We start from the raw sequence: 24674 nt of genomic DNA, 5'->3' as shown, positions 1-24674 counted from the left end.
ATCCGATCCCCCCGAACCACCCGTGAGCTGCGGAAACAGGGGCATCTGACGGATCAGGCGACGGGAACCACCGGGTTGGTGAGCTCACCGATGCCGTCGATCCGCACGGTGACCGTATCCCCCTCGACAAGCGGGCTAACCCCGGCCGGAGTGCCGGTGAGAACGACGTCGCCGGGCAACAGAGTCATCACGTGCGAGATGTACGACACCAGGCCGGGAACGTCGAAGACCATGTCCTTCGTCCGGCCGAGTTGGCGTACCTCCATCTCCTCCGGGTTGCGGCCCACCTCACACCGGATCTCCAGGTCGGAGACGTCCAGGCCGGTGGTGATCCACGGGCCGATGGGGCAGAACGAGTCGAAGCCCTTGGCCCGGGTCCACTGCCCGTCGGAGCGTTGGAGGTCCCGAGCGGTGACGTCGTTGGCGCAGGTGTAGCCGAAGATGGCGCGTTCGGCGGCGGCCCGGTCGGCGCGGCGCGCGCCGGGCGCCCCGATCACGACCGCCAACTCCGCCTCGTGCTCGACCTGCTTGGAGAAGATCGGCAGCCGGATGGCATCTCGGGGACCGATCACCGAGGTGGACGGCTTCAGGAAGAGCAGCGGCTCCTTCGGCACGTCGTTGCCGAGTTCGGCGGCGTGGTCGGCGTAGTTGCGACCGACACAGACGACCTTGCTGGGCAGGATCGGCGAGAGCAGCCGAACGTCGGAGAGGGCCCACCGGGCCCCACTGAAGGAGAGTTTGCCGAACGGGTGGCCCTCGATCTCGGCGATGGTCAGGCCCTGCGGCCCGGCCTCCGGTTCGCCTTCGACGGCACCGAACGACATTCCCTTGGCATGGGCGAAACGAGCGATACGCACCCGGCCAATCTAGCGCCGCCGGCGCCCCAACCGGCCAGGACCGGCCTTCGGGTGTGCCCAACCCGTCAGCGGCGCGGCACCCTACCGGAGCGGGAGGTGAGCGGGGCGAGCTTCCCGACTTCGTACCCGCACGGAACCGACTCGCCCCTAGCGTCGGCTCCGGAGGTTCGTTCGTATGCCTGCATCGACACGACACCACAGAGCCCTCGCAGTGTTCGTGCACTGCCTCGGCATCCTCGCCGCCGTGCCGGCTTTGCCGGCGGCGGCTCCGGAGGCGGCGGCCGCGCCACGGCCACCGGCCGCCACGCCACGACCAACGGCCAGCAACACGCCACTGTCACCGGCCGCCACGCCACCACCAGCGGCGACAGCCGGCCCAGCGGTGACCCGGCCACCGGTGGCGATGGTCGCGCGGGTGACCGAGCCGACCCCGCCATCGGCGCCACCGGCGATGGCACCGCCCTCCCGGGCACCGGCGTCCGCGCCCCCGCAACAGGTCACCGTGGCGGTCGCGACCGAGAGCAGTCCGGCGCCGCGGTACCGGATCCAGGTGCGCAACGTCAGCAACGCCCCGCTGGACACCACGGTGCGTCAGGAACTGCCGCCCGGATCGTCGCCGACCGCGATCAGCGGCGGCGGCCGGTCCACCCCGGCTGGCGGATCGACCACCGAGGTGACCTGGCGGTTGCGACTGCCCGCGCGCAGCACCACCACGTTGGGTACCGCGCTCGCCGCGACCGCACCAGGGGTGCCGCTGACCGCACCGACGTGCGCGTTCACCAGTGACGGCAGCCGGCCGTACGACTGCGCCACGGCCACCTGGCAGGCGGCGGCGGCCCCGGCGGCCGAGGTGACCCAGGCGCCGCCCTGGCGCCGTTACCCGGTGCTGCTCGCCGGGCTGGCCGTCCTGCTGCTGATCAGCGCCGCCCTGGTGTGGGTCTGGCGACGTCGGCGTGGGCGTCGGGTGACGGCTGCCGCCCTGTCCAGCAGCGGCGGGGCGGGCGGCGACCGCGGAACGATCTATCCGCGCCCGGCGGCCCCGAGCCCGGTGCGGCGTCGGCGCACCCCGCCGGTCTGGACCTTGGTGGGTGCCGCCGTCGTGGTGCTGGCCGGCGTCGTCGGCACCGCGGGGTGGACGGCGACCCGGCAGGTCGCGTCGATCGACACGCAGAAGCAGCCCACCAGCGGCGCGTGGATGGGCACCGGGGTCACCGGGCCGGTGGGCGTGCCGCTGCGCGAGTCGGCGTTCGAGTTCACCGTCTATCGGATGGCCTGTGGCGCGCCCGGCACTGCCGGGATCGCAACCGGCGGCAGCGCCGCACCGGCCAACAGTCGGCGCTGCCAGGCCACGGTGGGAGTGCGCAACGTCACCGGCGACCATCAGCCCTGGCACAGCGAGCTGCAACGGGCGTACCTGCCCGGCGGGCGCTGGGTGAGCACCGACGAGTCGGCCACGCGGGCCGCGAACCTGGGTCGGGATGTCTTCGCCGGCCCGATGGCGGCGGGCACCCGGGTGGTGCTCCCGTTGGTCTTCACCGTCGACGGGCGGGACCCGCCCCAGCAGCTTGAGCTGCGCAGCGGCGTGTTCTCCGCCGGGGTCCGGGTGCAGATGCCCTGACCGGCGTCGAGGGCGGCGGTCGTACCCTGGAGTGCGTGACCGCCGCTCTCGCCCCCGCCGTGCTCGACGTGGCGCAGTGGCAGGCCCGCCGGCGGGCCCACGAGGAGCGGGTGGATGTCTGGCTGACCCCGCACCTGGCCCGGCGACGACGCGGTGAGCGGCATCCGGTGGCCGACTTCCTGTTCACCTACTACTCGCACCGCCCCGCTCAGCTGCGTCGCTGGCACCCCGGGCCGGGGGTCGAGCTGCGCGACGCCGATCCGGCCGAGTTCGGCCGCGACTACCGCGCCACCACCGCCGGGGTCACCCTCGACACCGATGCGGTACGCGGCCGGCGCGGCGAGTCGATCGCCTGGGTCCGCTCCCTGCTGGCAGCGACCGCTGACCGGGCACCGCACTTCGGCTGCTTCGGCATGCACGAGTGGGCGATGGTCTACCGGCAGACCCGGGACGAGCTGCGGCACAACGCATGGCCGCTGCGGCTGACCCCGGAACGGACCGCCGCGGTCGTCGAGGAGCGGGGTGTGCGGTGCAGCCACTTCGACGCGTTCCGGTTCTTCACACCGCCGGCCCGTCCGTTGAACCTGCTCACCCCCACCCGGGAGACGCAGCACGCAAACGAGCAGCCGGGCTGCCTGCACGCCAACATGGATCTGTACAAGTGGGCATACAAGTTGTCGCCGTTGGTCTGCTCGGAGCTGGTGGCCGACACGTTCGACCTGGCCCGGGACATCCGCACCCTGGACATGCGGGCCAGCCCGTACGACCTGGCGGCGCTGGGCTATCCGCCGGTGCGGGTGGAAACTCCGGAAGGCCGGGCGGAGTACGCGGCGGCGCAGCGGGCGTTCGCCGAGCGGGCCGCGGTGCTGCGCGACCGACTGCTCACCGCCGTCCCGGCCTGATTCGGTCCCGCCGTCCCGGCCTGAGTCGGGCTAGTCGCCGTCCCGGCCTGATTCGGTCCCGCCGTCCCGGCCTGAGTCGGGCTAGTCGCCGTCGGCGCGGCGGTCCCGCTTGCGTTGGGACTGACGCTTCTTCTCGGCCAGCCGGCGTTCCTTGGCCCCACGGGACGGGCGGGTCGCCCGACGCGGCGGCGGTGGCGGCGCGGCGGCCTCACGCAGCAGCGCGGTCATCCGTTCCCGGGCCGCCTCCCGGTTGGCCAACTGGGCCCGGTGCTCGCTGGCGGCGATCGTCAGCACCCCGTCGACGAGTCGGTTGGCCAGCCGGGCCAGCGCCCGCGACCGCAGCGAGTCGGGCACGCCCGGCGAGTTGGCCAGGTCGTAGCTGAGCTCGACGCGAGAGTCCGCGGTGTTCACGCCCTGCCCGCCGGGCCCGGACGAGCGGGAGAAACGCTCCCGCAGCTCCCCGGCGGGGATGACCCACCGGTCGGTCACCCGCAGTCCGTCGTCCACGCCCTGAGGCTAACCCGCGACGACCCGTTGGAAGTCATCGGTGCGCAGGCTCGCTCTGCGTCGGGGATTGACTGGGTGCCGGCCCGGCCGTCTCCTCGTCGGAGCCGACCGCCGCGTACGCCACCGCACCGAAGAGCAGCAGCCCGATCACCACAGCCTTGACAGCTACCCCACGGATCAGCGACCAGGCGCCCCGACGGGCGCCCGGCACTGATTTCTTGACGGTCTGGTAATCGTTCCACCCGCGTCGTGCCCGGGCGTACGCCGACCCCACTGCACAACCGATGACCAGGCCCACCAGCAGGAGGACCGTGAGAAGAGGACGCTCCACCTCCGCCAGTATCCATACCGACAGTAATATTTCCATGGCCCGATGCTGTCCGGCCGGATATCCGACAGTGGCGGCCCCCGCAGGGGCGTTCGGCCAGCTCAGCCACCCTTGCCGATGATCGTGTCGGCGGTCTGCTGCACCTGCTCGATCGGGATGGCGAACCCGATGCCGATCGACCCGTTCCCGTCGATGGTGGCGATGGCGGTGTTCACCCCGACCACCTCGCCGCGCGCGTTGACCAGCGGGCCACCGGAGTTGCCGGGGTTGATGGACGCGTCGGTCTGCACCGCGCTGTGCCGGTTGTTGCCGAGCCGTACCTCCCGGTCGAGCGCGCTGACGATGCCGGCGGTGACCGTCCCCGCCAGGCCGAGCGGCGAACCCACCGCGAGCACCGGCTCACCGACCCGGGTGGCGCCCGGCTTGGCCAACGGCAACGGGGTGAGGCCGGCCGACGCCGGCACCTTCAGCACCGCGAGGTCGCTGCGCGGCTCACGTCCGATCACCTCGGCGGCGAACCGGCGGCCGTCGGGCAGTTCCACGGTCACCGGTCCGCCACCCCCCTTGGCCAGGATGTGGTCGTTGGTGATCAGGTGCTGCTGGTCGTCCACGGCGAAGCCGGAGCCGGTCGCGGACGAGCCACTGGTCGCGCCACCGGTCAGCACCGACACCACCCCGGGTACGGTCTTTTCGGCCGCCGTGACCAGCTCCGCCGGCACCGGGGCGGCGGATGCGGCAGCCGGTCCCCCAGCCCCGTCCCGACTGGCCACCACGCCACCGGCGAGAGCACCGGAGACCGCGGAGACCGCCACCACGGCCAGCACGGCGAGCAACCGTCCGGGCCGCCGCCCGCCCGGGTCGCGCTCGGGCGCGTCCCACCACCCGCGCCCGTCCGGGTCGAGCTCCGGCGAGATGAACCAGGGACCGCGCGGTTCGCCCAGTCCGGTCTGCACTGCCATGCGTACTCCTCACGGTCGACGTCGGTTGGGCGCGGCGGTCAGGGCAGCCGGGAGAACCAGCGCATCGAGCCGGCGGCGGCGCCCATGGCGAACACCAGTCCGAGGCCGATGAATCGGGCCGAGACGTCCTGCCGCTCCGTGCGGTAGCCGACCGAGCTGCCGATGTCGTCGTAGACGGCGCGCAGCTCGTCGGTGGTACTGGCCTCGTGGAAGATCCCGCCGGTCTCGTCGGCGACCGCCTTGAGGGTCTGCCCGTCCACCGGCACCTGGATGGGCCGGCCACCGCGGTCGACGAACCCCGACGGTGTGCCGAACGAGATCGAGTGCACCGGCACCTCCGCCGTCACCGCCTCCGCCGCCGCCTCCATCGGGTCCATCCCGGAGGTGTTGGCGCCGTCGGAGAGCAGGATGATCCGGGCCGGCGGTGGCTCCTTCGCGGCTTCGCTGTCCAGACTCTTGACCGCGCCGAGCGAGGTGTTGATGGCCTCACCGATCGCGGTGCCCTGCACCCCGGTGATCCCCTCGGCGAGCCGGTCGATCCCCTCGTCGAGCGCCTCCCGGTCGGTGCCCGGCGGCACCAGCACGGCGGCGCTGCCGGCGAAGGCGACCAGACCCACGTTGAACTCGTCGGGCAGGCCCTCGACGAAGCGCCGGGCGGCCTGCTTCGCCGCAGTCAACCGGTCCGGTTCGACGTCGGTGGCGAGCATCGACGTGGAGACGTCCACCGCCACCATCACGGTGGCCCGTTCCCGGGGCACCCGGACCTCGGCGCTCGGGCGGGCGAAGCCGACCACGAGCAGCGCCAACATGGCCAAGAAGAGCCCGGCCGGTACGTGCCGACGCCAGGCGGGCCGCTCCGGCGCCACCCGGTCCAGCAGCCGCAGGTTGGTGAAGCGGACCGCGTACCGGCTGCGTCGCCGCTGCATCACCAGGTAGGCGACGACCAGGGCGAGCACGCCGAGCAGCAGCCAGAGTCGCAGCGGCGACTGCCAGATCACGCGGCACCTCCCCGCTGGCCGACCGGCGCGGCGGCCAACCGACGCTGGGCGTGGATGTGCCGGACGATGTCCGCGCTCCAATCCCCGTCGGTGCGCAGTGGCAGGTGGGTGGCCCCGCTGCGACGCAACGCCTGGTGGACCTGGTCGCGCTGGGCGGCGGCGGCCTCGGCGTACCGCTCGCGCAGCCGCCGGTCCGATGTGCACACCTCGCGGTGCCGACCGGTCTCCGGGTCGACGAACGTGATCAGGCCGACGTCCGGTAGCTCCAACTCACGCGGGTCGGTCACCTCGATCGCCAGCACCTGGTGCCGGACGGCCAGCCGGCGCAGGGTCCGCTCCCAGGGTGCCGGCTGGCCGGGGTCGTCGGGCAGGCCGTCGAGGAAATCGGAGACCACCACGACCAGTCCCCGCCGGTTGGCGATCCGGTGCAGCGCGTCGAGCCCGTCCGCGAGATCCGGTGGTGCGTCCGCCGGCCCGCGCCCCGGCCGCCCGGTGGGCGCGGTGGCACGCGGGGCGGCGAGCAGCGTGCGGAGCAGGGCAAGCAGATGGGTACGCCCGCTGCGGGCCGGGAAGCGGCGTACCCCGTCGGCGCGCAGCACCTGGGCGCCGAGACGGTTGCCGACACCCGCGGTCAGGAACCCGACCGCCGCGACGGCGGCCACCGCCAGTTCCCGTTTGTCCAGTTCGGCGGTGCCGAACTCCATGCTGGCGCTGCCGTCGACGAGCAGCCAGGTGGTCAGTTCCCGGTCGGCGTCGACCTGCCGGACGTGCGGCACGGCGGTCCGGGCCGTCACCGCCCAGTCCATCCGACGGACCTCGTCCTCGCCCGGCCGGTACTCGCGACTGCCGGACGGTTCACTGCCCGGACCGGGCAGCAGCCCGCGGTACTGGCCGTGGAGCAGGCCGTTCAGTCGACGCGTGACGGTCAGCTCCAACCGGCGCAGGCGCTGGTCCGGAGCCAGCTCGGCCAGGCCGGGGTCGGCTGACGTGCCGGCCGACGCGGTGGTCGCGCGTCTCATGCCGCCGCCAGATCCGGCGCCTGCTGCGGATGCCCGCTGGCCAGCCGGGGCGGCGGTACCGCCTCGACGAGCCGGCGCACCACGCTCTCGGCCGACACCCCGTCGGCCACGGCGTCGAAGGACAGCACCAGCCGGTGGGCGAGAACGTCGACGGCCAGCTCGCGGATGTCCTCGGGCAGCACGTACTCCCGCCCTCGCAGCAGGGCCTGCGCCCGGGCGGCCGCGACAAGGCCCAGGGTGGCCCGCGGGCTGGCTCCGTACGCCAGCAGCGGGGCGATCTCCGGCAGCCCGAACCGGCCCGGGTCGCGGGTGGCGAGGATCAGCCGCACCACGTACTCGGCCAACGCGTGGTGGACGAAGACCCGCTCGGCGTGGGTTTGCAGGTCCCGCAGCCGTTGCGCGTCGAGCACCTGGCGCGGGCTCGGCCGATCAGTGCTCATCCGGTAGAGGATGGCCAGTTCGTCGGCGTCGCTCGGATAGTCGACCACCACCTTCATCAGAAACCGGTCGCGCTGCGCCTCCGGGAGTTGGTAGACCCCCTCGGATTCGATCGGGTTCTGGGTGGCCAGCACCAGGAACGGCTCCGGTACCGGCCAGCTGCGCCCGCCGATGGAGACCTGCCGTTCGGCCATCGCCTCCAGCAGCGCCGACTGGACCTTGGCCGGGGCCCGGTTGATTTCGTCGGCCAGCACCAGGTTGGCCATGATCGGGCCCAGCTCGATGTCGAAGGTTTCCTTCGACGCCCGGTAGATCCGGGTGCCGACGATGTCGGAGGGCACCAGGTCCGGGGTGAACTGGATCCGGGAGAAGGTGCCGCCGACCACGGTCGCGAGGGTCTGCGCGGCCAGTGTCTTGGCCACGCCGGGCACCCCCTCCAGGAGGCAGTGTCCGTTGGCGACCAGGGCGGTGAGCAGGCGTTCGACGAGGCGATCCTGCCCGACGATCACGCGTTTGACCTCGAAGAGGGTCTGTTCCAGCTCGATGCCGGTCGGCTCCGGATCGACCGGGCTGGGCATGCTGGCCAGGGTGTCCGAGATGTCCGTCACGGTGCTTGCTTCCCGGGCACACGCCCGGCAAACGTCGGATTGTGCGGGCCGGACCGGCCCGGAGTGGCCGGAATGGGGATGAGCCGCGCGGAAGGGTGACGACCATCGCGAGCCCGTTGAGGAGCGCACAACCGTCAGGCGACCGGCCAGGACGCGCCCGACCGGCACGAACCGGTCGAGGACGGCCCTCATGAGCAGCCGGCCCGGCGGGGGTGCCCGTCGACGCTGATCATCTCGGGTTCACGGAAGTCGGGGTGTCCACACGCTCAGGACACCGCGACTTCCCGAAAGTCGAGTGGATCAACGCCCGGACGGGTTGGCCGAGGCGCGGCCGGAGGATCCGCGCGCCAAGCGGACCGGGTCCGGCCCCCGCGCCGTAGGCGACGGGGGCCGGGTGTCGGTTTGGTCAGGGTGTGTGGGTGAGCAGGGTGAAGCCCAGGTCGGACGGGGTCCCGGCCGAGTTGCGGGTCTGCACGAAGACCGCGTTGGGTGTCAGCAGCCGCGGGGCGACCGAGACCTCGCCGGCCGGCGGGATGCAGCAGGAGTCGGACCGGGAGATGGTGGCCAGGAAGGCGCCAGCCGACACGTTGTGACCGAAGATCACCTCGTACTGACCGGTGCCGTACTTGACCACGGTGCCGCCGCCACGCGCCTTGGTGCCGTTGGAGTTGACGACGGTGAAGACGTTGGTGGCCACCAGCGTGGTGGCCGCACCCGCCTTCAGCGCGGCCTTCGCCACGCGCGCCGACTCGGCGCTGACCGGAGGCTGGGAGTTCGTGGCGCGTGCCGCCGGCTGGGCGGCCTCCTGCGGCGCCTTCGCCGACGGCTGGGCGAGAGCGATGCCCCCGCCGGCCAGACTGAGCGCCAGGACGGCGAATGTGACCGCCGCCGCCTTACGTCGGAAGGATGTGCTCATGACAGGTCCCCCTTGTGTGACCGTGCGAATTCGGCCGACCCGCGGGGCGGGACGGATGACAGCCATAAATAGGCGTACGACGACAGTGGGGTGGGATAAAGCTGATTCACTTACCCCGAAGAGGTTGATTTCTCAGCGATCTGCATCCCATCTGAGCTGGGGTTACTACTCAGAGTTGCGTCGTTTAGGCCAGATGGAACGTAGCACCGGAAAAAGCCGCCAGTCAATAGTTGATCTCGCTTTTTCGGGGTGTCTACCACCCGTCAGATAATTGTGAAATGTGAGCGCATCACCATTCATGAAACGGCTTCGTCGGACCCGACTACGATCATCGTCGTGATCGTCGACGCTCCGCCCGCGTACCGAAACGCTCGACTCGGCACGGTGTTCTGTTGGCTGGCCGCCGCACCCACAGCCCTCTGGGCGGCGATCCGACTGCTCGGCCTGGACCGGGGGCCGATGGTGCAGGCACTCGCCTTCACGCCGTACGTCGCGGGGGTCAGCGTGCTGGTCCTGGCCCTCACCCTCGCCCTGCGGCGCTGGTGGCCGGCGGCGGTCGCGGCCCTGGCGGCGATCGCGCTGCTCGGCGCCGTCGCACCCCGGGCGCTGGCCAGCCCGCAGCCGGCGGCGGGCGGGCCGACCGTACGCCTGCTCACCGCCAACCTGCTCGCCGGCGCCGGCGACGCGCGGACGCTTGTCGAGCTGGTCCGGCGACACCAGGTGGACGTGCTCGCCGTGCAGGAGTTCACGCCGGATGCGCAGGCCGCCCTGGATCAGCTCGGCCTCGCCGAGCTGCTGCCCCACCGACAGCTCAACCCGGAAGTCGGCACGCCCGGCTCCGGGCTCTACTCACGGTGGCCGCTCACCGACGTCGGCCTCCGGCGCAACCTCAACGGCTGGGGCTTCACCCAGGCGTACGCGACGGTGACGGTTCCCGGCGGGCCCCCGGTCCGCGTCGAGTCGGCCCACCCCTCGGCGCCGTACGCGCTGGACCAGGTCGACGCCTGGCGTAGCGACCTGACCGCCCAACCACCAGCCACCCCGGACGGTGGACTGAGCATCCTCGCCGGGGACTTCAACGCGACCCTCGACCACAGCCCACTGCGGGCCCTGCTGCGCACCGGTTACGTCGACGCCGCCGACGCCACCGGAGAGGGCCTGACCGGCACCTGGGGTCCGTACGACGGTGACCTCATCCCACCGGTCACCATCGACCACGTACTGGTCGACCGGCGCATAGCGGTCCGTTCGACAAGGGTGCTGACCCTCCCCAACAGCGACCACCGCCCCGTCCTAGCCACCCTCCACCTCCCCACCCCCTAACATCCCGCCCCCCACCCCGCACCCCGCACCCCGCCCCGCCCCGCCCCGCCCCGCCCCGCCCCGGTCGATCATGGACTTCTGGTGGGCGTTTTGGGCACCGAAGCCCGTTACGCACACCACCACAACTCCATGATCGACCCCAGCGGGGCCGGAGGCGCGGGTGGGGTGGGGTGGGGGCGTTAGACGCGGGTGGGGGCTAGGCCGTAGGTGAGGGCGTCTACCAGGGCGTGCCAGCTGGCCTCAACCACGTTGGGGTGGACGCCGACCGTCGTCCAGTCGCGGCCGCCACTGTCGGAGGTCTCCAGCAGAACGCGGGTGACCGCGCCGGTGCCGTGGCTGCCCTCCAGGATGCGCACCTTGTAGTCGGCCAACTCGAAGTCGCGCAGCTGGGGATAGTGCTGCGCGAGCCCCACCCGCAGCGCCTCGTCGAGGGCGTTGACCGGGCCGTTGCCCTCGGCGGTGGCGATCACCCGCTCACCGCGTACCCGGATCTTCACGGTCGCCTCGGAGACCACCGCGCCGTCCTCCCGGTGCTCGACCAACACGCGGTACGACTCCAGGGTGAACGGTCGGGCCGGGCTACCTTCCGGCAGCTCGGAGCGGACCAGCAGCTCGAAGGAGGCATCGGCCGCCTCGAAGGACCAGCCACCCGCCTCCAACTCCTTGACCCGTTTGGTGACCCGGGTCAGCGCGTCCGGACTGCCGGCCAGGTCCAGGCCGAGCTCGCGACTCTTGAGCTCGACGCTGGCCCGACCGGCCATCTCGGTGACCAGGATCCGCATGTCGTTGCCCACCACCGACGGGTCCACGTGGTTGTAGAGCAACGGGTCGACCTTGATCGCGCTCGCGTGCAGCCCCGCCTTGTGGGCGAAGGCGGCGGCCCCGGCGTACGCCTGGTGGGTGTCGGGGGCGATGTTGGCGATCTCGGCGATGGCGTGCGAGACCCGCACCATCTGCGCCAGGCAGCCTTCCGGTAGGACGGGCATGCCCAGCTTGAGTTGGAGGTTGGCGACGACCGCGAAGATGTCGGCGTTGCCGGGGCGTTCGCCGTACCCGTTGGCGGTGCCCTGCACGTGGCGGACGCCGGCCTCGACGGCGGCGATGGTGTTGGCTACGGCGCAGGAGGTGTCGTTCTGCGCGTGCATACCGAGCAGGCCGGCGTCGATCCCCAGCTTGTCGGTCAGGCCGTGGATCACGGCGGTCACCTGGGACGGCAGCATGCCGCCGTTGGTGTCGCAGAGCACCATCCGCTCGGCGCCAGCGGCGAGCGCGGTCTGCACCACCGCCGCACCGTACGCGGGATCGTGCCGGTAGCCGTCGAAGAAGTGTTCGCCGTCGACGAAGACTCGTCGGCCTTCGCGGACGAGGTGGCTGACGGTGTCGTGGATCATCGCCAGGTTCTCCGCGCCGGTGGTGCGCAGCGCGCGCTCGACGTGTCGGGTGTCGGCCTTGGCGACCAGCGCCACCGCCGGGGTCTGCGCGTCCAGCAGGGCGCGCACCTGCGGGTCGTCGGCGACCGCGACGCCGGCCTTGCGGGTGGCGCCGAACGCGACGAGTACGGCGTGCCGCAGGTCCAGTTCGGTGCGGGCGCGGCGGAAGAACTCGGTGTCCTTGGGGACGGCGCCCGGCCACCCGCCCTCGATGAAGCCGACGCCGAACTCGTCGAGCAGCCGTGCCACGGCCAGCTTGTCGACCACCGAGTAGGTGAGCCCCTCGCGTTGGGCGCCGTCGCGCAACGTGGTGTCGTAGACCTGGAACGTCATCAGGATCCTTTCTCGGAGCAACAAAAAGACCTCCCGCGGATGCGGGAGGTCTGCGCGCTCGGCGGAGGGGAGAGCCGGCGCGCTAGGTCGCAATAATCAGGACGGTGCTGGTCACGATGGCCACTCTGCCACTCCGCCCGTGATTTTGGGAGGAACTATCCACATGGCGGGACGGTTACTGAGGGTTCGTTCAGTCGGAACCACCGCTCGTGATCGGCTTCACAAGCCACCGGGCCGCTCACCGGCGGGAACAGTCGTGCGGAAGCATCTGGAGCGGATCCAATGACGGCCACGTGCCGTCTGCAAGGAGGACCTGTGCTCACCGTCAGTGACCGCTTACCTGAGCACGGACTCACCGCCTGCGTATCGCTGGGCGCCAACAACGCGTCCAAGACGATCAACCACACGTCCCACGAGGGCAAGTGGCGTGTGGTCTTCGTCGGGCCGATGGACTTCACCTCCATCAGCCCGACGGAGATCGCCGAGTTCGGTCGACTCAACCGCGCATTCGCCGGCGGAGATGCACAGGTCCTCGGGGCCCATTGGAACAGCGGTGACGCGATCCTCGCCGCCGCCGGGTTCTGATCATGGGCCTGGACGCGATCACGGCAGCCCTCCCGGAGTACGCCAAGGACATCAAGCTCAACCTGGGCTCCACCATCGGCACCTCGACGTTGACCCCGGTGCAGACCTGGGGCACCGCGCTGGCCTGTGCGGTGGCCGCCCGCAACCCGGTGGTGCTGCGGGAGATCGCGGCCGAGGCGCTCGAGCACCTCGGGCCGGAGGGGGTCGAGGCCGCCAAGGGCGCTGCGGCGATCATGGCGATGACCAACATCTACTACCGGGCCACGCACCTGATCGGCGACGAGCAGTACGCCTCGATGCCGGCCCGGCTGCGGATGCAGATCGTCGCGAGGCCGGGGGTGGACAAGGGCGACTTCAAGCTCTGGTGCCTCGCCGTGTCGGCCATCTCCGGCTGCGGCGTGTGCCTGGAGTCGCACGAGAAGGCGCTGCGGGACAGGGGTTTCAGCCGGGAGCAGGTGCACGAGGCTCTGCGGATCTCCGCCGTGGTGCACGCCGCGGCGGTCACCCTGGACGCCGAGGCCGCACTGGCCTGAACACGTACGCCTCAACGGGCCGCCGCCGCACCGCGCGGCGTCGGCCCGTCGCCGTACGTGGCCTCGGCCTCTCGCCGTTTCCGGCCCCCGACGGCCGGGTAGCTCCTTGGGGGACGCACCCAGCTACGCCGAGACGATCGGTGACAGTCAGGAGTGAACGGCATGGACAGGATCGATCCGCACGCCACCCACGCCGGGCCGGACCCGCTGCGCGGCGGCGACCAGGGCGCGGTGCCCGGTGGCGCGCCGGCCGGCACGTTCGACCCCTGGCGCTACCGGGACCAGGCCGGGGTGGCCGACGCTGACCTGGTCGGCTACAAGGTCGAGGCCACCGACGGCGGCGTCGGCAAGATCGACAGCGCCAGCCACGAGGTGGGCGGCAGCTACCTGGTCGTGGACACCGGGCCGTGGATCTTCGGCAAGAAGGTGATGCTGCCGGCCGGCACCGTCAACCAGGTCGACCACGACCAGCGCACCGTCTCCGTCGACCGGACCCGGGACCAGATCAAGGCCGCCCCGGAGTACGACGAGACCAGCCACAGCGACCCGAGCTACCGGGATCAGCTGGGCGGCTACTACGACGAGACGTACGGCACGCTCCCGCCCGGCACCGCTCGGTGACTGTTCGACCCGACGGCCGGTGGGACGTGTTCCCACCGGCCGTTACCGTGTGAACGTGGACGCCACCGAGGACAACCGCCAGCTCTCGCTCCCCGCCACCTTCAACTTCCGCGACGTCGGGGGCTACCTCGGCCACGACGAGCGATCCGTACGCCGGGGCCGGCTCTACCGCTCCGACTCGCTGCACCGCCTCACCGAGCAGGACCGGGATGCGTTCGCCGCGATCGGCATCCGTACCGTCATCGACCTGCGCCGACCTACCGAGGTGGAGCGGGACGGCCGGGTGCCGGCGTACCAGGGGCTGACCTACCGGCACATCCACCCGGAGCACGACGACTGGGCGGGTACGCCGCACGAGGAGGGCGTCGACCTCGCCCGGTACCTCGCGGACCGGTACGCCGACCTGGCCCAGACCGGCACCGCCGGGCTGGCGGAGGCGGTCGGGCTGATCGCCGACTCCGCCAACGCCCCGGTGGTGGTGCACTGCGTCGCCGGCAAGGACCGCACCGGCATCGTCTGCGCGCTGACCCTCGCCGTGTTGGGCGTGGACGACGCGGACATCACCGCGGACTACGCGTTGAGCACCGAGGCGTCGGCCCGCTACAGCGCCTGGCTGGCCTCCATCAACCCGGGTGGTGTGGACGTGCCGGCGCCGTTCTTGAGTTCACCCGCCGAGGCGATGCAGATCTTCCTGAACGAGCTGCGCGAGGGGTACGGCTCGGTCGAGGGGTACCTGCGCCACGCCGGGGTGACCGACGAGCAGCTCGCCGCGCTCCGCGACCACCTGCTCGACGAGCCCACCACGGTGAAGCCCACCGACGCGTAAGGCCGACCGACGCGTAAGGCCGACCGACGCGTAAGGCCGACCGACGCGTAAGGCCGACCGCGCCGGCCCGCCCGAATGGACGGGCCGGCGCGGCGACGGAGGTCAGAAGACTCGCTGCACCCAGCCGTGCGGGTCGGCGGCCTTGCCACGCTGGATGTCGACCAACTGCTGGCGCAGGGCCATGGTGACCCGGCCGGGCTCGCCACCACCGATCAGGAACTCACCGTCCGGGAAGCGGACCCCACCGATCGGGGTGACCACCGCGGCGGTGCCGCAGGCGAACACCTCCCGGAGGCGACCGCTGGCGGCGTCGGCCTGCCAGTCGGCGAAGGTGACCGGCCGCTCCTCGACCTGGTGCCCGGCCGCACCGGCCAGTGCGAGGATGGCGTCGCGGGTGATGCCCGGCAGGATGGTGCCGGTCAGCGGTGGGGTGACCACGGTGTCGTCGTCGTAGACGAAGAAGACGTTCATGCCGCCCAACTCGTCGACGAACCGGCGCTCCACGGCGTCCAGGAAGACGACCTGGTCGCAACCGGCCTCGATGGCCTCGGCCTGGGCCGCCAGCGACGCGGCGTAGTTGCCGCCGCACTTGGCCGCGCCGGTGCCACCGGGCGCGGCCCGGGTGTAGTCCGGGGAGACCCAGACGGTGACCGGCTTGACACCACCGGTGAAGTACGCCCCGACCGGCGACGCGATCACCATGTAGAGGTATTCGTTGGCCGGGCGGACGCCGAGGAAGACCTCGCTGGCGAACATGAACGGCCGCAGGTAGAGGCTGCCGTCCTCACCGGTGGGGATCCACTCGCGGTCGATCTCGATGAGCTTGTGCAGCGAGTCGACGAAGACCTCCGGTGGCAGCATCGGCATCGCCATCCGCTGCGCGGACGTGACGAAACGGGCCGCGTTGGCGTCCGGCCGGAACATCGTCACGCCACCGTCGGCGGTGCGGTACGCCTTGAGCCCCTCGAAGATCTCCTGCGCGTAGTGCAGCACCGCGCTGGCCGGGTCCATCGGGATCGGGGCGCGCGCCTCTACCCGGGCGTCGTACCAGCCCTTGCCGTCGGCGTAGCGGATGGTGACCATGTGGTCGGTGAAGACGCGGCCGAACCCGGGGTTGGCCAGCAGGGCGGCCCGATCGGCGGCGGATACCGGCGCGGCATTCGGACGGATCTCGAAGTCGAGCTTGTCACCACCGCTCATCGCGCTGACCTCCCTGCGGGACAACGGCATGCGGGACCGCACACCGACATGGCTGTGCCAGAAACTTACCCCGAACGGTCGTTCAGCGGGTAGCGCCGGTCGGGCGGGACAGACTGCCCGGGCAGGCCGACGCTGGGCCGGTCGCCACTCGGGCGTCGACGGTCAGGCTACGGCGTGGGCGGCAAGCCGGTCGCCGACCTCTTCGGTACGCAGCGTCACGCCCGGAACCCGGCTGGCCAGCTCGGCGGCGACCGCCGCGTTGACCCGGGCGGCGGACTCGCTGTGCCCGAGCTGCTCCAGCAGCAGCGCGGCGGAGAGCACCGCGGCGACCGGGTCGGCGATGCCCTGGCCGGCGATGTCCGGCGCCGAGCCGTGCACCGGCTCGAACATCGAGGGGTACGCCCCCTCGGGGTTGATGCAGCCGCTGGCGGCCAACCCGATCCCACCGGTGACCGCGGCGGCGATGTCGGTGAGGATGTCGCCGAAGAGGTTGTCGGTGACCACCACGTCGTAGCGCTGCGGCTGGGTGACCAGGAACATGGCCGCCGCGTCGACGTGCTGGTACTCGGTGGCGACATCCGGGTGCTCGGCGGCGACCGCGTCGAACGTACGCGCCCAGAGCGAGCCGGCGTGGGTGAGCACGTTGGTCTTGTGCACGAGGGTGACCTTGCGCCGCTCCCGGCGGCCGGCACGGGCGAACGCGTCGCGGATCACCCGCTCCACGCCGTGCCGGGTGTTCAGGCTCTCCTCGGTGGCGACCTCGGCCGGGGTGTCCCGGTGCAGCGAGCCGCCGGCACCGGCGTAGAGCCCCTCGGTGCCCTCCCGCACCACCACGAGATCGACCTCGCCCGGCTTCACGGTGTTCAACGGACCGGCGACCCCGGGCCAGAGCCGGGACGGGCGCAGGTTGACGTACTGGTCGAAGGCGAACCGGAGCTTGAGCAGCAGCCCCCGCTCGAGCACACCCGGCGGAACGGTCGGGTCACCGACCGCGCCGAGCAGGATCGCGTCGTGCCCGGCCAGCTCGGTCAGCACCGAGTCGGGCAGCACCTCTCCGGTTCGGTGCCAGCGGGCGGCACCCAGGTCGTACTCGGTGGCCTGCACGTCGGGCAGCACCGCGTCGAGGACCTTGCGGGCCTGCGCGACCACCTCGGGCCCGATGCCGTCCCCGGCCACCACCGCGATCCGCGCCACGACCGCACTCCTCTGCTCAACGGTTCCGTCCCGGCAACGGTACGTCGCCGTCCCGCCTCCCGGTACACTGCGTCCACGATCTGGGACGGACGGATGCACAGCACCCTCTCAGCTGGGACTCATGGGGCGGTCATCTCCGCTGCCTACCGTAGTGGTCGGTGGGTCGCGGGGGCCCGCTGACCGATGGCGGTCGCGACGGCGCGACACCACGTGCGAGGGGGCGGATGCGATGCGCATCGACGAGCAACCACGGACCCGCTGGCCGGACCCGTCCGCGTTCCGCAACCGCCGGCCGGATCTCCGACTCGGCAGCCGCCGGCACCGGATCGACCCGGCCGCCGCCACCGAGGGCCGGATCGCGGTGCAGCACACCATCCGCACCGCGACCGCCGAGTACACCCTGCTGCTCAACGCCCCCGAGTGGCTCGGTCGCCGGGGCGTGGGCGAGGCACTGCGGGACAGCGTCGCGGAGCTGCGCGCCATCGACCTGGCCTACGGCCCCAACCGACCGGAGAGCCTGGTCTCCCGGCTGCGGCGGGGCGAGATCAGCCCGGAGTCGTACCCACCGCTCGCCGACCTGGTGGACCGCTGCGCGGCCATGCGAGCCGCCACCGATGGATGGTTCGACGCCTGGGCGGTTCCCGGTGGCTTCGACCCGGGCGGCCTGCTCGGCGGTTGGGCGGTGGAACGCGCCGCCGAGCGGCTGCGGGCCGCCGGCATCCACGACTACGCCGTACTCACCGGCGCTGACCTCGTCGTCCGGGGCCGGGCCCCGCACGGTGGGCCCTGGCGCGTCGCGGTGCATCACCCCACCGAGCCGGAGCGCGCGCCGCTGGTGTTGGAGATGACCGCCGGCGCGGTCGGCACTTCCGGGGTGACCGGGCGGCAGGGGCACGTGGTGGACCCGCACACCGGCGAGCCGGCCGACCACCTCGTCGCCGCCACCGTCGTGGGCCCCAACCTGGCGATCGCCGACGCCTACGCCACCGCGCTCTACGCCGCCGGCCCCACCGGCCTGGCGTGGTTCCGGGGCAACGCCGACTATCGCGCGCTCTTCGCACACCGCCGCTGAACGGAACGTCGTCGCACCGAGCCCGTCTCCCCACGGTGCTCCGGCCCGATTCGCACCTCGGCCGCGTGAGCCGGTGAACCCAGCCGCTCTCGGTGATTGTCGGCCGGTCGGGCCGCGATCGGCCCCCACGGTCTCGGCAACGACCGTGGGGGCCGGTCAGCGACGAGTGCGCGTGGCTCGCACAATCGAGGGGTGCGGACCGGTCGGGCCGGACGTCGACCGCGCCACCCGAAGACGGGCCGGCGCCTCGAACTCGGCCAGTGACCGCAGTGCGTACGCTAGCGAATCGACGCAACTCGACGCAAGAGTCTCCACACCGGACCGACGCGACCGCAGACTCTGGGAATCGATGGTTGACCGGCGGCGAGGCAGTTTCGACATGGTGAACGGCGGATGGCACGCTATCCGCCGTGAGTTTCGATCTGAGCGTGTGGGCCCTGGACGACGGGGCGACGCCCGAGGACGTGCGGACAGCGGTCGACGGTTGCCGGCAGGGGCGACACGTGGACCGTTACCCCGATCCGCGGGTGGTCAGCTTCTACCGGGCGATCACCGCGTCCTATCCGGACCGTCACCCCGGCCCGAACAGCCCGTGGGCGGTGGCGCCACTGCACGCGGCGCACGACCACGTCGAGCTGAACCTGCACCCGACCTGCGCGGACCAGGTGCTGCTGGACATCGAGCGGCTGGCCGGCGAGCACGGGCTGATGCTCTTCGACCCGCAGGACGGCTCGGTCTATCCGCCGCCGGCGCGACTGCCCGGCTGACCCGCCAGCGGCACGGACGGAAATGACGAGGGGCCCGGCGAATCGCCAGGCCCCCCATGGTGCTTGCCAATTACTACTCGTCGCGCAGGTCGGCGGCGCTGGCCGCCGTGGCACCGATCGACTCGGCGGCCGACGTGAGCAGGTCCGCGCCGAGCGCCTGGTCGACGGTGAGCGTCATCAGCGTCTCGCCGCCCGCCTCACGACGGGCCACCTGCATGGCGGCGATGTTGATGCCTGACTCGCCGAGCAGGGTGCCGACCGTGCCGACCACACCGGGTCGGTCGGCGTAGCGCAGGAAGAGCAGGATGCCCTCCGCGCCGATCTCCACATCGAAGCCATCCACCTCGGTCAGCTTCAGGACGTCCCGAGCGCCGGTGTGGGTGACGGTGCCCGAGACGCTGACCGTGCGGCCGTCGGGCAGCGCGCCGCGCACCGTGACCAGGGTCGGCTGTTCGGCCGTCTCGGTCAGGGTGGCCAGGGTGACCTCGACGCCACGCTCGGCGGCCAGGTGCGGGGCGTTGACGTAGGTGACCTGCTCCTCGACGACCGAGCTGAACAGGCCCTTGGTGGCGGCGAGCTTGAGCACCGACACGTCGTGGCCGACGATCTCGCCGCGAACCTCGACCGTGACGCTGGCGGCGACCCCGCCGGCGACCGCGGTGAACGCCCGGCCGAGCTTCTCCGCCAACGGCAGCAGCGGCCGGACGTCCTCGGCGACCACACCGCCAACCTGCACGTTGACCGCGTCCGGGACGAACTCGCCCTGCAACGCCAGCTTGACGCTCTTGGCCACGGCGAGGCCGGCCTTGTCCTGCGCCTCGTGGGTGGAGGCGCCCAGGTGCGGGGTGGCCACCACGTTGTCGAAGGCGAACAGCGGCGACGAGGTGCACGGCTCCTTGCTGTACACGTCGACGCCCGCGCCGGCGACCCGACCCTCGGCGATCGCGTCCGCGAGCGCCTGCTCGTCGACCAGCCCACCCCGGGCGGCGTTGACGATGCGCACGCCGGGCTTGACGATCGCCAGCTCCTTCTCGCCGATCAGGCCCACCGTCTCCGGCGTCTTGGGCAGGTGGATGGAGATGAAGTCGCTCTCCCGCAGCAGCTCCTCCAGCCCGACCAGGCGTACGCCCAGCTGCGCCGCACGGGCCGGCTGGATGTACGGGTCGTACGCGATCAGCCGGGTGCCGAACGCGGCGATGCGCTGCGCGAACAGCACCCCGATACGACCGAGCCCGACCACGCCGACGGTCTTGCCCTGCACCTCGACGCCGGTGTACTTCGACCGCTTCCACTCCCCCGCCTTGAGCGCGGAGCTGGCGCTCGCGGTGTTGCGAGCGACGGCGAGCAGCAGCGCAACGGCCTGCTCGGCGGCGGAGACGATGTTGGAGGTGGGTGCGTTGACGACCATGACGCCCCGCGCGGTGGCGGCCGGCACCTCGACGTTGTCCAGCCCGACGCCGGCCCGGGCGACCACCTTGAGTCGCGGCGCGGCGGCGACCGCCTCGGCGTCGATCTGGGTCGCGCTGCGCACGATGACGGCGTCGGCCTCGGAGAGCGCCGAGAGCAGGGCCGGACGGTCGGTGCCGTCGACGTGACGGACGTCGAAGTCGTGGGCGAGCACCTCGATGGCGGCGGGGGCGAGTTCTTCGGCGATCAGTACGACAGGATTCATCGGTCCTCGTAGAGGTCGTGTATGCGATCGGCCCGGGCGGCGGGGCGCCGCACTGCGCCCTGCGCTGATCCGTGCCGTGGCCGTCAGGTGCCGGCTGCTGCACCTACCCGCGATCGTAGGTGCCCCGCTGGGCGGCGTGTTCAGGTCTTCGGGGTGAGTGCCCTCACACGCCCGGCCGGGCGACGGACATCGACCGTTCATCTGACCGACATGGTTGCCTGACCACGCCGGACCCTGGTGGCGTCGGTCACCTGGCCCTTGCAGCGGATGTCCGGGCGCACGGAAATGCCGCCCGACGCATCGACGGGCGGCAGCATGCCCGGCAGCCCCGGGGCGGCGCTGGGGAGAGCGCCGGCCCCGGGGCTGTCGGTAGTTCGTCGTCCGGCCCAGCCGGACGGTCAGGCGGTCTCGGTGATCGGGCGGTCGACCCAGCTCATCATGCCGCGCAGCTTCTTGCCGGTCTCCTCGATCGGGTGCGCCGCACCCTCGGCCTGCCACTTGGTGAAGTTCGGCCGGCCGGCCTCGTCCTCGGCGACCCACTCGCGGGCGAATTCGCCGGACTGGATCTCGCCCAGGATCTTGCGCATCTCGTCCTTGACCCGGGAGTCGATGATGCGGTGGCCACGGGAGAGGTCGCCGTACTCGGCGGTGTCGGAGATGCTGTACCGCATCTTCGCGATGCCGCCCTCGTACATGAGGTCGACGATCAGCTTCAGCTCGTGCAGGCACTCGAAGTAGGCCACCTCCGGGGCGTAGCCCGCCTCGGTGAGCACCTCGAAACCGGTCTGCACCAGCGCCGAGGCACCGCCGCAGAGCACCGCCTGCTCGCCGAAGAGGTCGGTCTCGGTCTCCTCGGTGAAGGTGGTCTTGATCGCGCCGGCCCGGGTGCCGCCGATGCCCTTGGCGTACGCGAGGGCGAGCGCGAGCGCGTTGCCGCTGGCGTCCTGCTCGACGGCGACGAGACACGGCACACCCTTGCCGTCGCTGTACTGGCGGCGGACCAGGTGGCCGGGGCCCTTCGGCGCGACCATCGCCACGTCGACCTCGGCCGGCGGCTTGATCAGGCCGTACCGGATGTTGAAGCCGTGGCCGAAGAAGATCGCCTTGCCCGGGGTGAGGTGCGGCGCGATCGACTCCGTGTAAAGCCCGCGCTGGGCGGTGTCCGGCGCGAGCACCATGATCACGTCGGCCTCGGCGGCGGCCTGTGCCGGCGTGACCACCCGCAGGCCCTGCTCCTCGGCCTTGGGACGGCTCTTGGAGCCCTCCGGCAGCCCGATCACCACGTCGACGCCGGAGTCACGCAGCGACAGCGCGTGGGCGTGGCCCTGGCTGCCGTAGCCGATCACCGCGACCTTCTTGGCCTGGATCAGGCCGAGGTCGGCATCGTCGTCGTAGTACACCTCAACGCTCATGAGAACTTCCCTTTCGTACGACGGCCGGGGCGGCCCGTCGTGGTCTGTGCGGATGGATTCGCCGAGCGGCCCGCCGGGGCCGGCCGGCGGCGGGTCAGGCGGCCCGCAGCGCCGGACCGGCGGTGATCGACCGCGAGCCGCGCCCGATCGCCACCAGCCCGGACTGGACCATTTCCTTGATGCCGAAGGCCTCAAGGTCACGCAGGAGCGCGTCGAGTTTGTCCGGGGTGCCGGTGGCCTCGATGGTCAACGTGTCCGGTGCGACGTCGACCACCCGGGCGCGGAACAGGTTGACGGTCTCCAGCACCTGCGACCGCGCGGACCGGTCGGCGCGGACCTTCACCAGCAGCAACTCCCGGGCGACCGAGACCTGCGGATCCAGCTCAACGATCTTGAGCACGTTGACCAGCTTGTTCAGCTGCTTGGTGACCTGCTCCAGCGGGGACGACTCCGCGTTGACCACGATGGTGATCCGGGAGACGTCCGGGTTCTCGGTCTCGCCGACGGCGAGGCTGTCGATGTTGAACCCGCGCCGGGAGAACAGGCCGGAGACCCGGGCGAGCACGCCCGGCTTGTTCTCCACCAGCACGGAAAGCGTGTGCATTGTCACTGCGTCTCCTTCGTCATGCCCTCATGGCCCTCGCTGCGCTCGGTGCATTCGGTCATGACTAGATGTCATCCTCGTCGAAGACCGGGCGGACGCCACGGGCGAACATGATCTCGTCGTTACTGGTGCCGGCGGCGACCATCGGCCAGACCATCGCGTCCTTGCCGACCACGAAGTCGATCACCACGGGCGCGTCGTTGATCTCCATGGCGGCGGCGATGGTCTTGTCCACGTCAGCCGCGTTCTCGCACCGCAGCCCCACGCAGCCCAGCGCCTCGGCGAGCTTGACGAAATCGGGGATGCGGTGCTTGTGGGTGCCGAGTTCGGTGTTGGAGTAGCGCTCGTTGTAGAAGAGCGTCTGCCACTGCCGGACCATCCCGAGATTGCCGTTGTTGATGACAGCGATCTTGACCGGGATGCCCTCCAGCGCGCAGGTGGCCAACTCCTGGTTGGTCATCTGGAAGCAGCCGTCCCCGTCCACCGCCCAGACCACCGTGTCCGGCTTGCCGACCTTCGCGCCCATCGCCGCCGGCACCGCGTAACCCATGGTGCCGAGGCCGCCGGAGTTCAACCAGGTGTACGGCTTCTCGTAGGAGATGAACTGCGACGCCCACATCTGGTGCTGGCCCACCCCGGCCACGAAGATCGCGTCGGGGCCGACGATCTCGCCCAGCCGCTTGATCACGTACTGCGGGGACAGCGTCCCGTCGGCCGGCTCGTCGTAGCCCAGCGGGTAGCGGTTACGCAGGTCGTCCAGCTGCGTCCACCAGTCGCCGAGATCGGCGGTGCGGCCCGCTGAACGCTCGACGGTCACCGCGGCGATCAGCTCGTCGATGACGTGCTTGGCGTCGCCGACGATCGGCACGTCCACGTGCCGGTTCTTGCCGATCTCGGCGGGGTCGATGTCCGCGTGCACCACGGCCGCGTCCGGGGCGAACGAGTCCAGTTTGCCGGTGACCCGGTCATCGAAGCGGGCACCCAGCGCGACGATCAGATCCGCCTTCTGCAGGCCGTAGACCGCGGCGACCGTGCCGTGCATGCCGGGCATCCCCAGGTGCTGCTGGTGCGAGTCGGGGAACGCCCCGAGCGCCATCAACGTGGTGACGACCGGGATGCCGGTCAGCTCGGCCAGCCGGCGCAGCCCGTCGGTGGCGCCGGCCTTGAGCACTCCGCCGCCGACGTAGAGGACCGGCCGACGGGCGCCGGCCATCAGCCGCGCCGCCTCCCGGATCTGCTTGCCGTGCGGGTGCAGGGTCGGCCGGTAGCCGGGCAGGTCCAGGGTGGGCGGCCAGCTGAAGGTGGTCGGCGCCTGGAGCACGTCCTTGGGGATGTCGACCAGCACCGGGCCGGGACGCCCGCTGCTGGCCAGGTGGAACGCCTCGGCCAGCACCTGTGGGATCTCCTCGGCGTTCTGGACGAGGAAGTTGTGCTTGGTGATCGGCAGGGTGATGCCCTGGATGTCCGCCTCCTGGAAGGCGTCGGTGCCGATCGACGGGCGGGCCACCTGACCGGTGATCGCCACCATCGCCACCGAGTCCATGTACGCGTCGGCGATCGGGGTGACCAGGTTCGTGGCACCCGGGCCGGAGGTGGCGATACAGACGCCCACCTTGCCGGTGGCCTGCGCGTAGCCGGTCGCCGCGTGCCCCGCGCCCTGCTCGTGGCGGACCAGGATGTGCCGGACCGTCGAGTCGTAGAGCGGGTCGTACGCCGGCAGGATCGCGCCACCCGGAATGCCGAACACGACGTCGACACCGAGCGCCTCAAGGGACCGCACGAGGGAGCCGGCCCCGGAGACCTGGGCTGCGGCGGTGGGCCGTACCGCCGGGACGGCCGGGGTGGCCGTGCGTGTGCCGGCCTGGTCGACGTCGAGGCTCGGGTCGGCGGCCGCGCGGGCCCGGCGGGCGGTGTGGGCGAGGGTCTCGGGCGTGGGTCTCGTCATGGCGGTT

23 protein-coding genes and 1 pseudogene are annotated in these 24674 nt (G+C 71.7%); 9 read left to right on the top strand and 15 right to left on the bottom strand.

Annotated features, from left to right (window positions below; genetic code table 11):
* Nucleotides 1–53: 53 nt before the first annotated feature.
* Complete coding sequence (locus tag ACIBF8_RS06605) at nucleotides 54–857, bottom strand: fumarylacetoacetate hydrolase family protein (RefSeq protein ID WP_282262034.1); 804 nt, start codon at nucleotides 855–857, stop codon at nucleotides 54–56.
* A gap of 175 nt (nucleotides 858–1032) precedes the next feature.
* On the opposite strand from ACIBF8_RS06605, the gene ACIBF8_RS06600 reads away from it, so the two are divergent.
* Together ACIBF8_RS06600 and ACIBF8_RS06595 are read left to right on the top strand one after the other, a co-directional pair.
* On the top strand, nucleotides 1033–2475 hold the full coding sequence (locus ACIBF8_RS06600; RefSeq protein WP_396781365.1) for a hypothetical protein: 1443 nt from the start codon (nucleotides 1033–1035) through the stop codon (nucleotides 2473–2475).
* 35 nt (nucleotides 2476–2510) lie between these two features.
* A complete protein-coding gene (locus ACIBF8_RS06595) occupies nucleotides 2511–3377 on the top strand; it encodes a 3-methyladenine DNA glycosylase (protein ID WP_396781364.1) in 867 nt (288 codons plus the stop codon).
* A gap of 81 nt (nucleotides 3378–3458) precedes the next feature.
* Here ACIBF8_RS06595 and arfB read toward each other — a convergent pair whose 3' ends face one another.
* The 7 genes from arfB to ACIBF8_RS06560 all read right to left on the bottom strand — a co-directional run bounded on the left by arfB (nucleotide 3459) and on the right by ACIBF8_RS06560 (nucleotide 9150).
* Nucleotides 3459–3884 carry an alternative ribosome rescue aminoacyl-tRNA hydrolase ArfB gene (gene arfB / locus ACIBF8_RS06590; protein WP_396781363.1) on the bottom strand — a complete coding sequence of 142 codons (426 nt, stop codon included), beginning with the start codon at nucleotides 3882–3884 and terminating at the stop codon, nucleotides 3459–3461.
* Between the two features lie 34 nt (nucleotides 3885–3918).
* Nucleotides 3919–4215, bottom strand: coding sequence for a hypothetical protein (locus ACIBF8_RS06585; RefSeq protein WP_396781362.1), 297 nt, complete (start codon nucleotides 4213–4215; stop codon nucleotides 3919–3921).
* Nucleotides 4216–4313: 98 nt separating this feature from the next.
* On the bottom strand, nucleotides 4314–5171 hold the full coding sequence (locus ACIBF8_RS06580; RefSeq protein WP_396781361.1) for a S1C family serine protease: 858 nt from the start codon (nucleotides 5169–5171) through the stop codon (nucleotides 4314–4316).
* A 38-nt stretch (nucleotides 5172–5209) separates the two neighbouring features.
* Entirely contained in the window at nucleotides 5210–6169 is a 960-nt protein-coding gene (locus tag ACIBF8_RS06575; protein ID WP_396781360.1) for a VWA domain-containing protein, read from the bottom strand.
* Entirely contained in the window at nucleotides 6166–7188 is a 1023-nt protein-coding gene (locus ACIBF8_RS06570; RefSeq protein WP_396781359.1) for a DUF58 domain-containing protein, read from the bottom strand. Before ACIBF8_RS06570 ends, ACIBF8_RS06575 begins: the two co-directional genes overlap by 4 nt.
* Nucleotides 7185–8234, bottom strand: a complete 1050-nt coding sequence (locus ACIBF8_RS06565) for an AAA family ATPase (protein ID WP_396781358.1) — start codon at nucleotides 8232–8234, stop codon at nucleotides 7185–7187. Before ACIBF8_RS06565 ends, ACIBF8_RS06570 begins: the two co-directional genes overlap by 4 nt.
* Nucleotides 8235–8640: 406 nt before the next feature.
* Nucleotides 8641–9150 carry a hypothetical protein gene (locus ACIBF8_RS06560; RefSeq protein ID WP_396781357.1) on the bottom strand — a complete coding sequence of 170 codons (510 nt, stop codon included), beginning with the start codon at nucleotides 9148–9150 and terminating at the stop codon, nucleotides 8641–8643.
* Nucleotides 9151–9489: 339 nt separating this feature from the next.
* On the opposite strand from ACIBF8_RS06560, the gene ACIBF8_RS06555 reads away from it, so the two are divergent.
* Nucleotides 9490–10473 (top strand): endonuclease/exonuclease/phosphatase family protein, encoded by a 984-nt coding sequence (locus ACIBF8_RS06555; protein ID WP_396781755.1) that lies wholly within the window; start codon nucleotides 9490–9492, stop codon nucleotides 10471–10473.
* A 179-nt stretch (nucleotides 10474–10652) separates the two neighbouring features.
* On the opposite strand, the gene cimA is transcribed toward ACIBF8_RS06555, so the two are convergent.
* A complete protein-coding gene (gene cimA, locus ACIBF8_RS06550) occupies nucleotides 10653–12236 on the bottom strand; it encodes a citramalate synthase (protein ID WP_396781356.1) in 1584 nt (527 codons plus the stop codon).
* A gap of 315 nt (nucleotides 12237–12551) precedes the next feature.
* Between cimA and ACIBF8_RS06545 the strand changes: the two are divergent.
* From ACIBF8_RS06545 to ACIBF8_RS06530, 4 genes and pseudogenes are all read left to right on the top strand, one after another.
* Nucleotides 12552–12797 (top strand): annotated as a pseudogene (locus tag ACIBF8_RS06545) (redoxin domain-containing protein); the annotation flags it as partial.
* Nucleotides 12798–12823: 26 nt separating this feature from the next.
* Entirely contained in the window at nucleotides 12824–13354 is a 531-nt protein-coding gene (locus ACIBF8_RS06540) for a carboxymuconolactone decarboxylase family protein (protein ID WP_396781355.1), read from the top strand.
* Between the two features lie 162 nt (nucleotides 13355–13516).
* A complete protein-coding gene (locus ACIBF8_RS06535) occupies nucleotides 13517–13975 on the top strand; it encodes a PRC-barrel domain containing protein (RefSeq protein WP_396781354.1) in 459 nt (152 codons plus the stop codon).
* Between the two features lie 55 nt (nucleotides 13976–14030).
* Nucleotides 14031–14801 (top strand): tyrosine-protein phosphatase, encoded by a 771-nt coding sequence (locus ACIBF8_RS06530; RefSeq protein WP_396781353.1) that lies wholly within the window; start codon nucleotides 14031–14033, stop codon nucleotides 14799–14801.
* A 102-nt stretch (nucleotides 14802–14903) separates the two neighbouring features.
* On the opposite strand, the gene ACIBF8_RS06525 is transcribed toward ACIBF8_RS06530, so the two are convergent.
* Together ACIBF8_RS06525 and ACIBF8_RS06520 are read right to left on the bottom strand one after the other, a co-directional pair.
* Nucleotides 14904–16001, bottom strand: a complete 1098-nt coding sequence (locus ACIBF8_RS06525; RefSeq protein WP_396781352.1) for a branched-chain amino acid aminotransferase — start codon at nucleotides 15999–16001, stop codon at nucleotides 14904–14906.
* A gap of 162 nt (nucleotides 16002–16163) precedes the next feature.
* Nucleotides 16164–17195 (bottom strand): 3-isopropylmalate dehydrogenase, encoded by a 1032-nt coding sequence (locus ACIBF8_RS06520; RefSeq protein ID WP_396781351.1) that lies wholly within the window; start codon nucleotides 17193–17195, stop codon nucleotides 16164–16166.
* 229 nt (nucleotides 17196–17424) lie between these two features.
* On the opposite strand from ACIBF8_RS06520, the gene ACIBF8_RS06515 reads away from it, so the two are divergent.
* Both ACIBF8_RS06515 and ACIBF8_RS06510 read left to right on the top strand, forming a co-directional pair.
* Nucleotides 17425–18267, top strand: coding sequence for an FAD:protein FMN transferase (locus ACIBF8_RS06515; RefSeq protein ID WP_396781350.1), 843 nt, complete (start codon nucleotides 17425–17427; stop codon nucleotides 18265–18267).
* A 410-nt stretch (nucleotides 18268–18677) separates the two neighbouring features.
* Entirely contained in the window at nucleotides 18678–19034 is a 357-nt protein-coding gene (locus ACIBF8_RS06510) for a hypothetical protein (protein ID WP_396781349.1), read from the top strand.
* A gap of 73 nt (nucleotides 19035–19107) precedes the next feature.
* Here the strand turns inward: ACIBF8_RS06510 and serA are convergent, their stop codons facing one another.
* The 4 genes from serA to ACIBF8_RS06490 all read right to left on the bottom strand — a co-directional run bounded on the left by serA (nucleotide 19108) and on the right by ACIBF8_RS06490 (nucleotide 24667).
* Nucleotides 19108–20706: a phosphoglycerate dehydrogenase gene (gene serA / locus ACIBF8_RS06505; RefSeq protein ID WP_396781348.1), complete on the bottom strand. Its 1599-nt coding sequence runs from the start codon at nucleotides 20704–20706 to the stop codon at nucleotides 19108–19110.
* A gap of 398 nt (nucleotides 20707–21104) precedes the next feature.
* Entirely contained in the window at nucleotides 21105–22118 is a 1014-nt protein-coding gene (gene ilvC / locus ACIBF8_RS06500; RefSeq protein WP_396781347.1) for a ketol-acid reductoisomerase, read from the bottom strand.
* 94 nt (nucleotides 22119–22212) lie between these two features.
* Complete coding sequence (gene ilvN, locus ACIBF8_RS06495) at nucleotides 22213–22728, bottom strand: acetolactate synthase small subunit (RefSeq protein WP_088946549.1); 516 nt, start codon at nucleotides 22726–22728, stop codon at nucleotides 22213–22215.
* 58 nt (nucleotides 22729–22786) lie between these two features.
* A complete protein-coding gene (locus ACIBF8_RS06490) occupies nucleotides 22787–24667 on the bottom strand; it encodes an acetolactate synthase large subunit (RefSeq protein WP_396781346.1) in 1881 nt (626 codons plus the stop codon).
* Nucleotides 24668–24674: the final 7 nt, after the last annotated feature.

Origin of the sequence: Micromonospora sp. NPDC050276 (assembly GCF_044459545.1) — a bacterium.
Classification (GTDB): Bacteria; Actinomycetota; Actinomycetes; order Mycobacteriales; family Micromonosporaceae; genus Micromonospora.
Note: the sequence above shows the minus strand (reverse complement) of the source record. Positions and strands in the feature narration are given on the sequence as shown.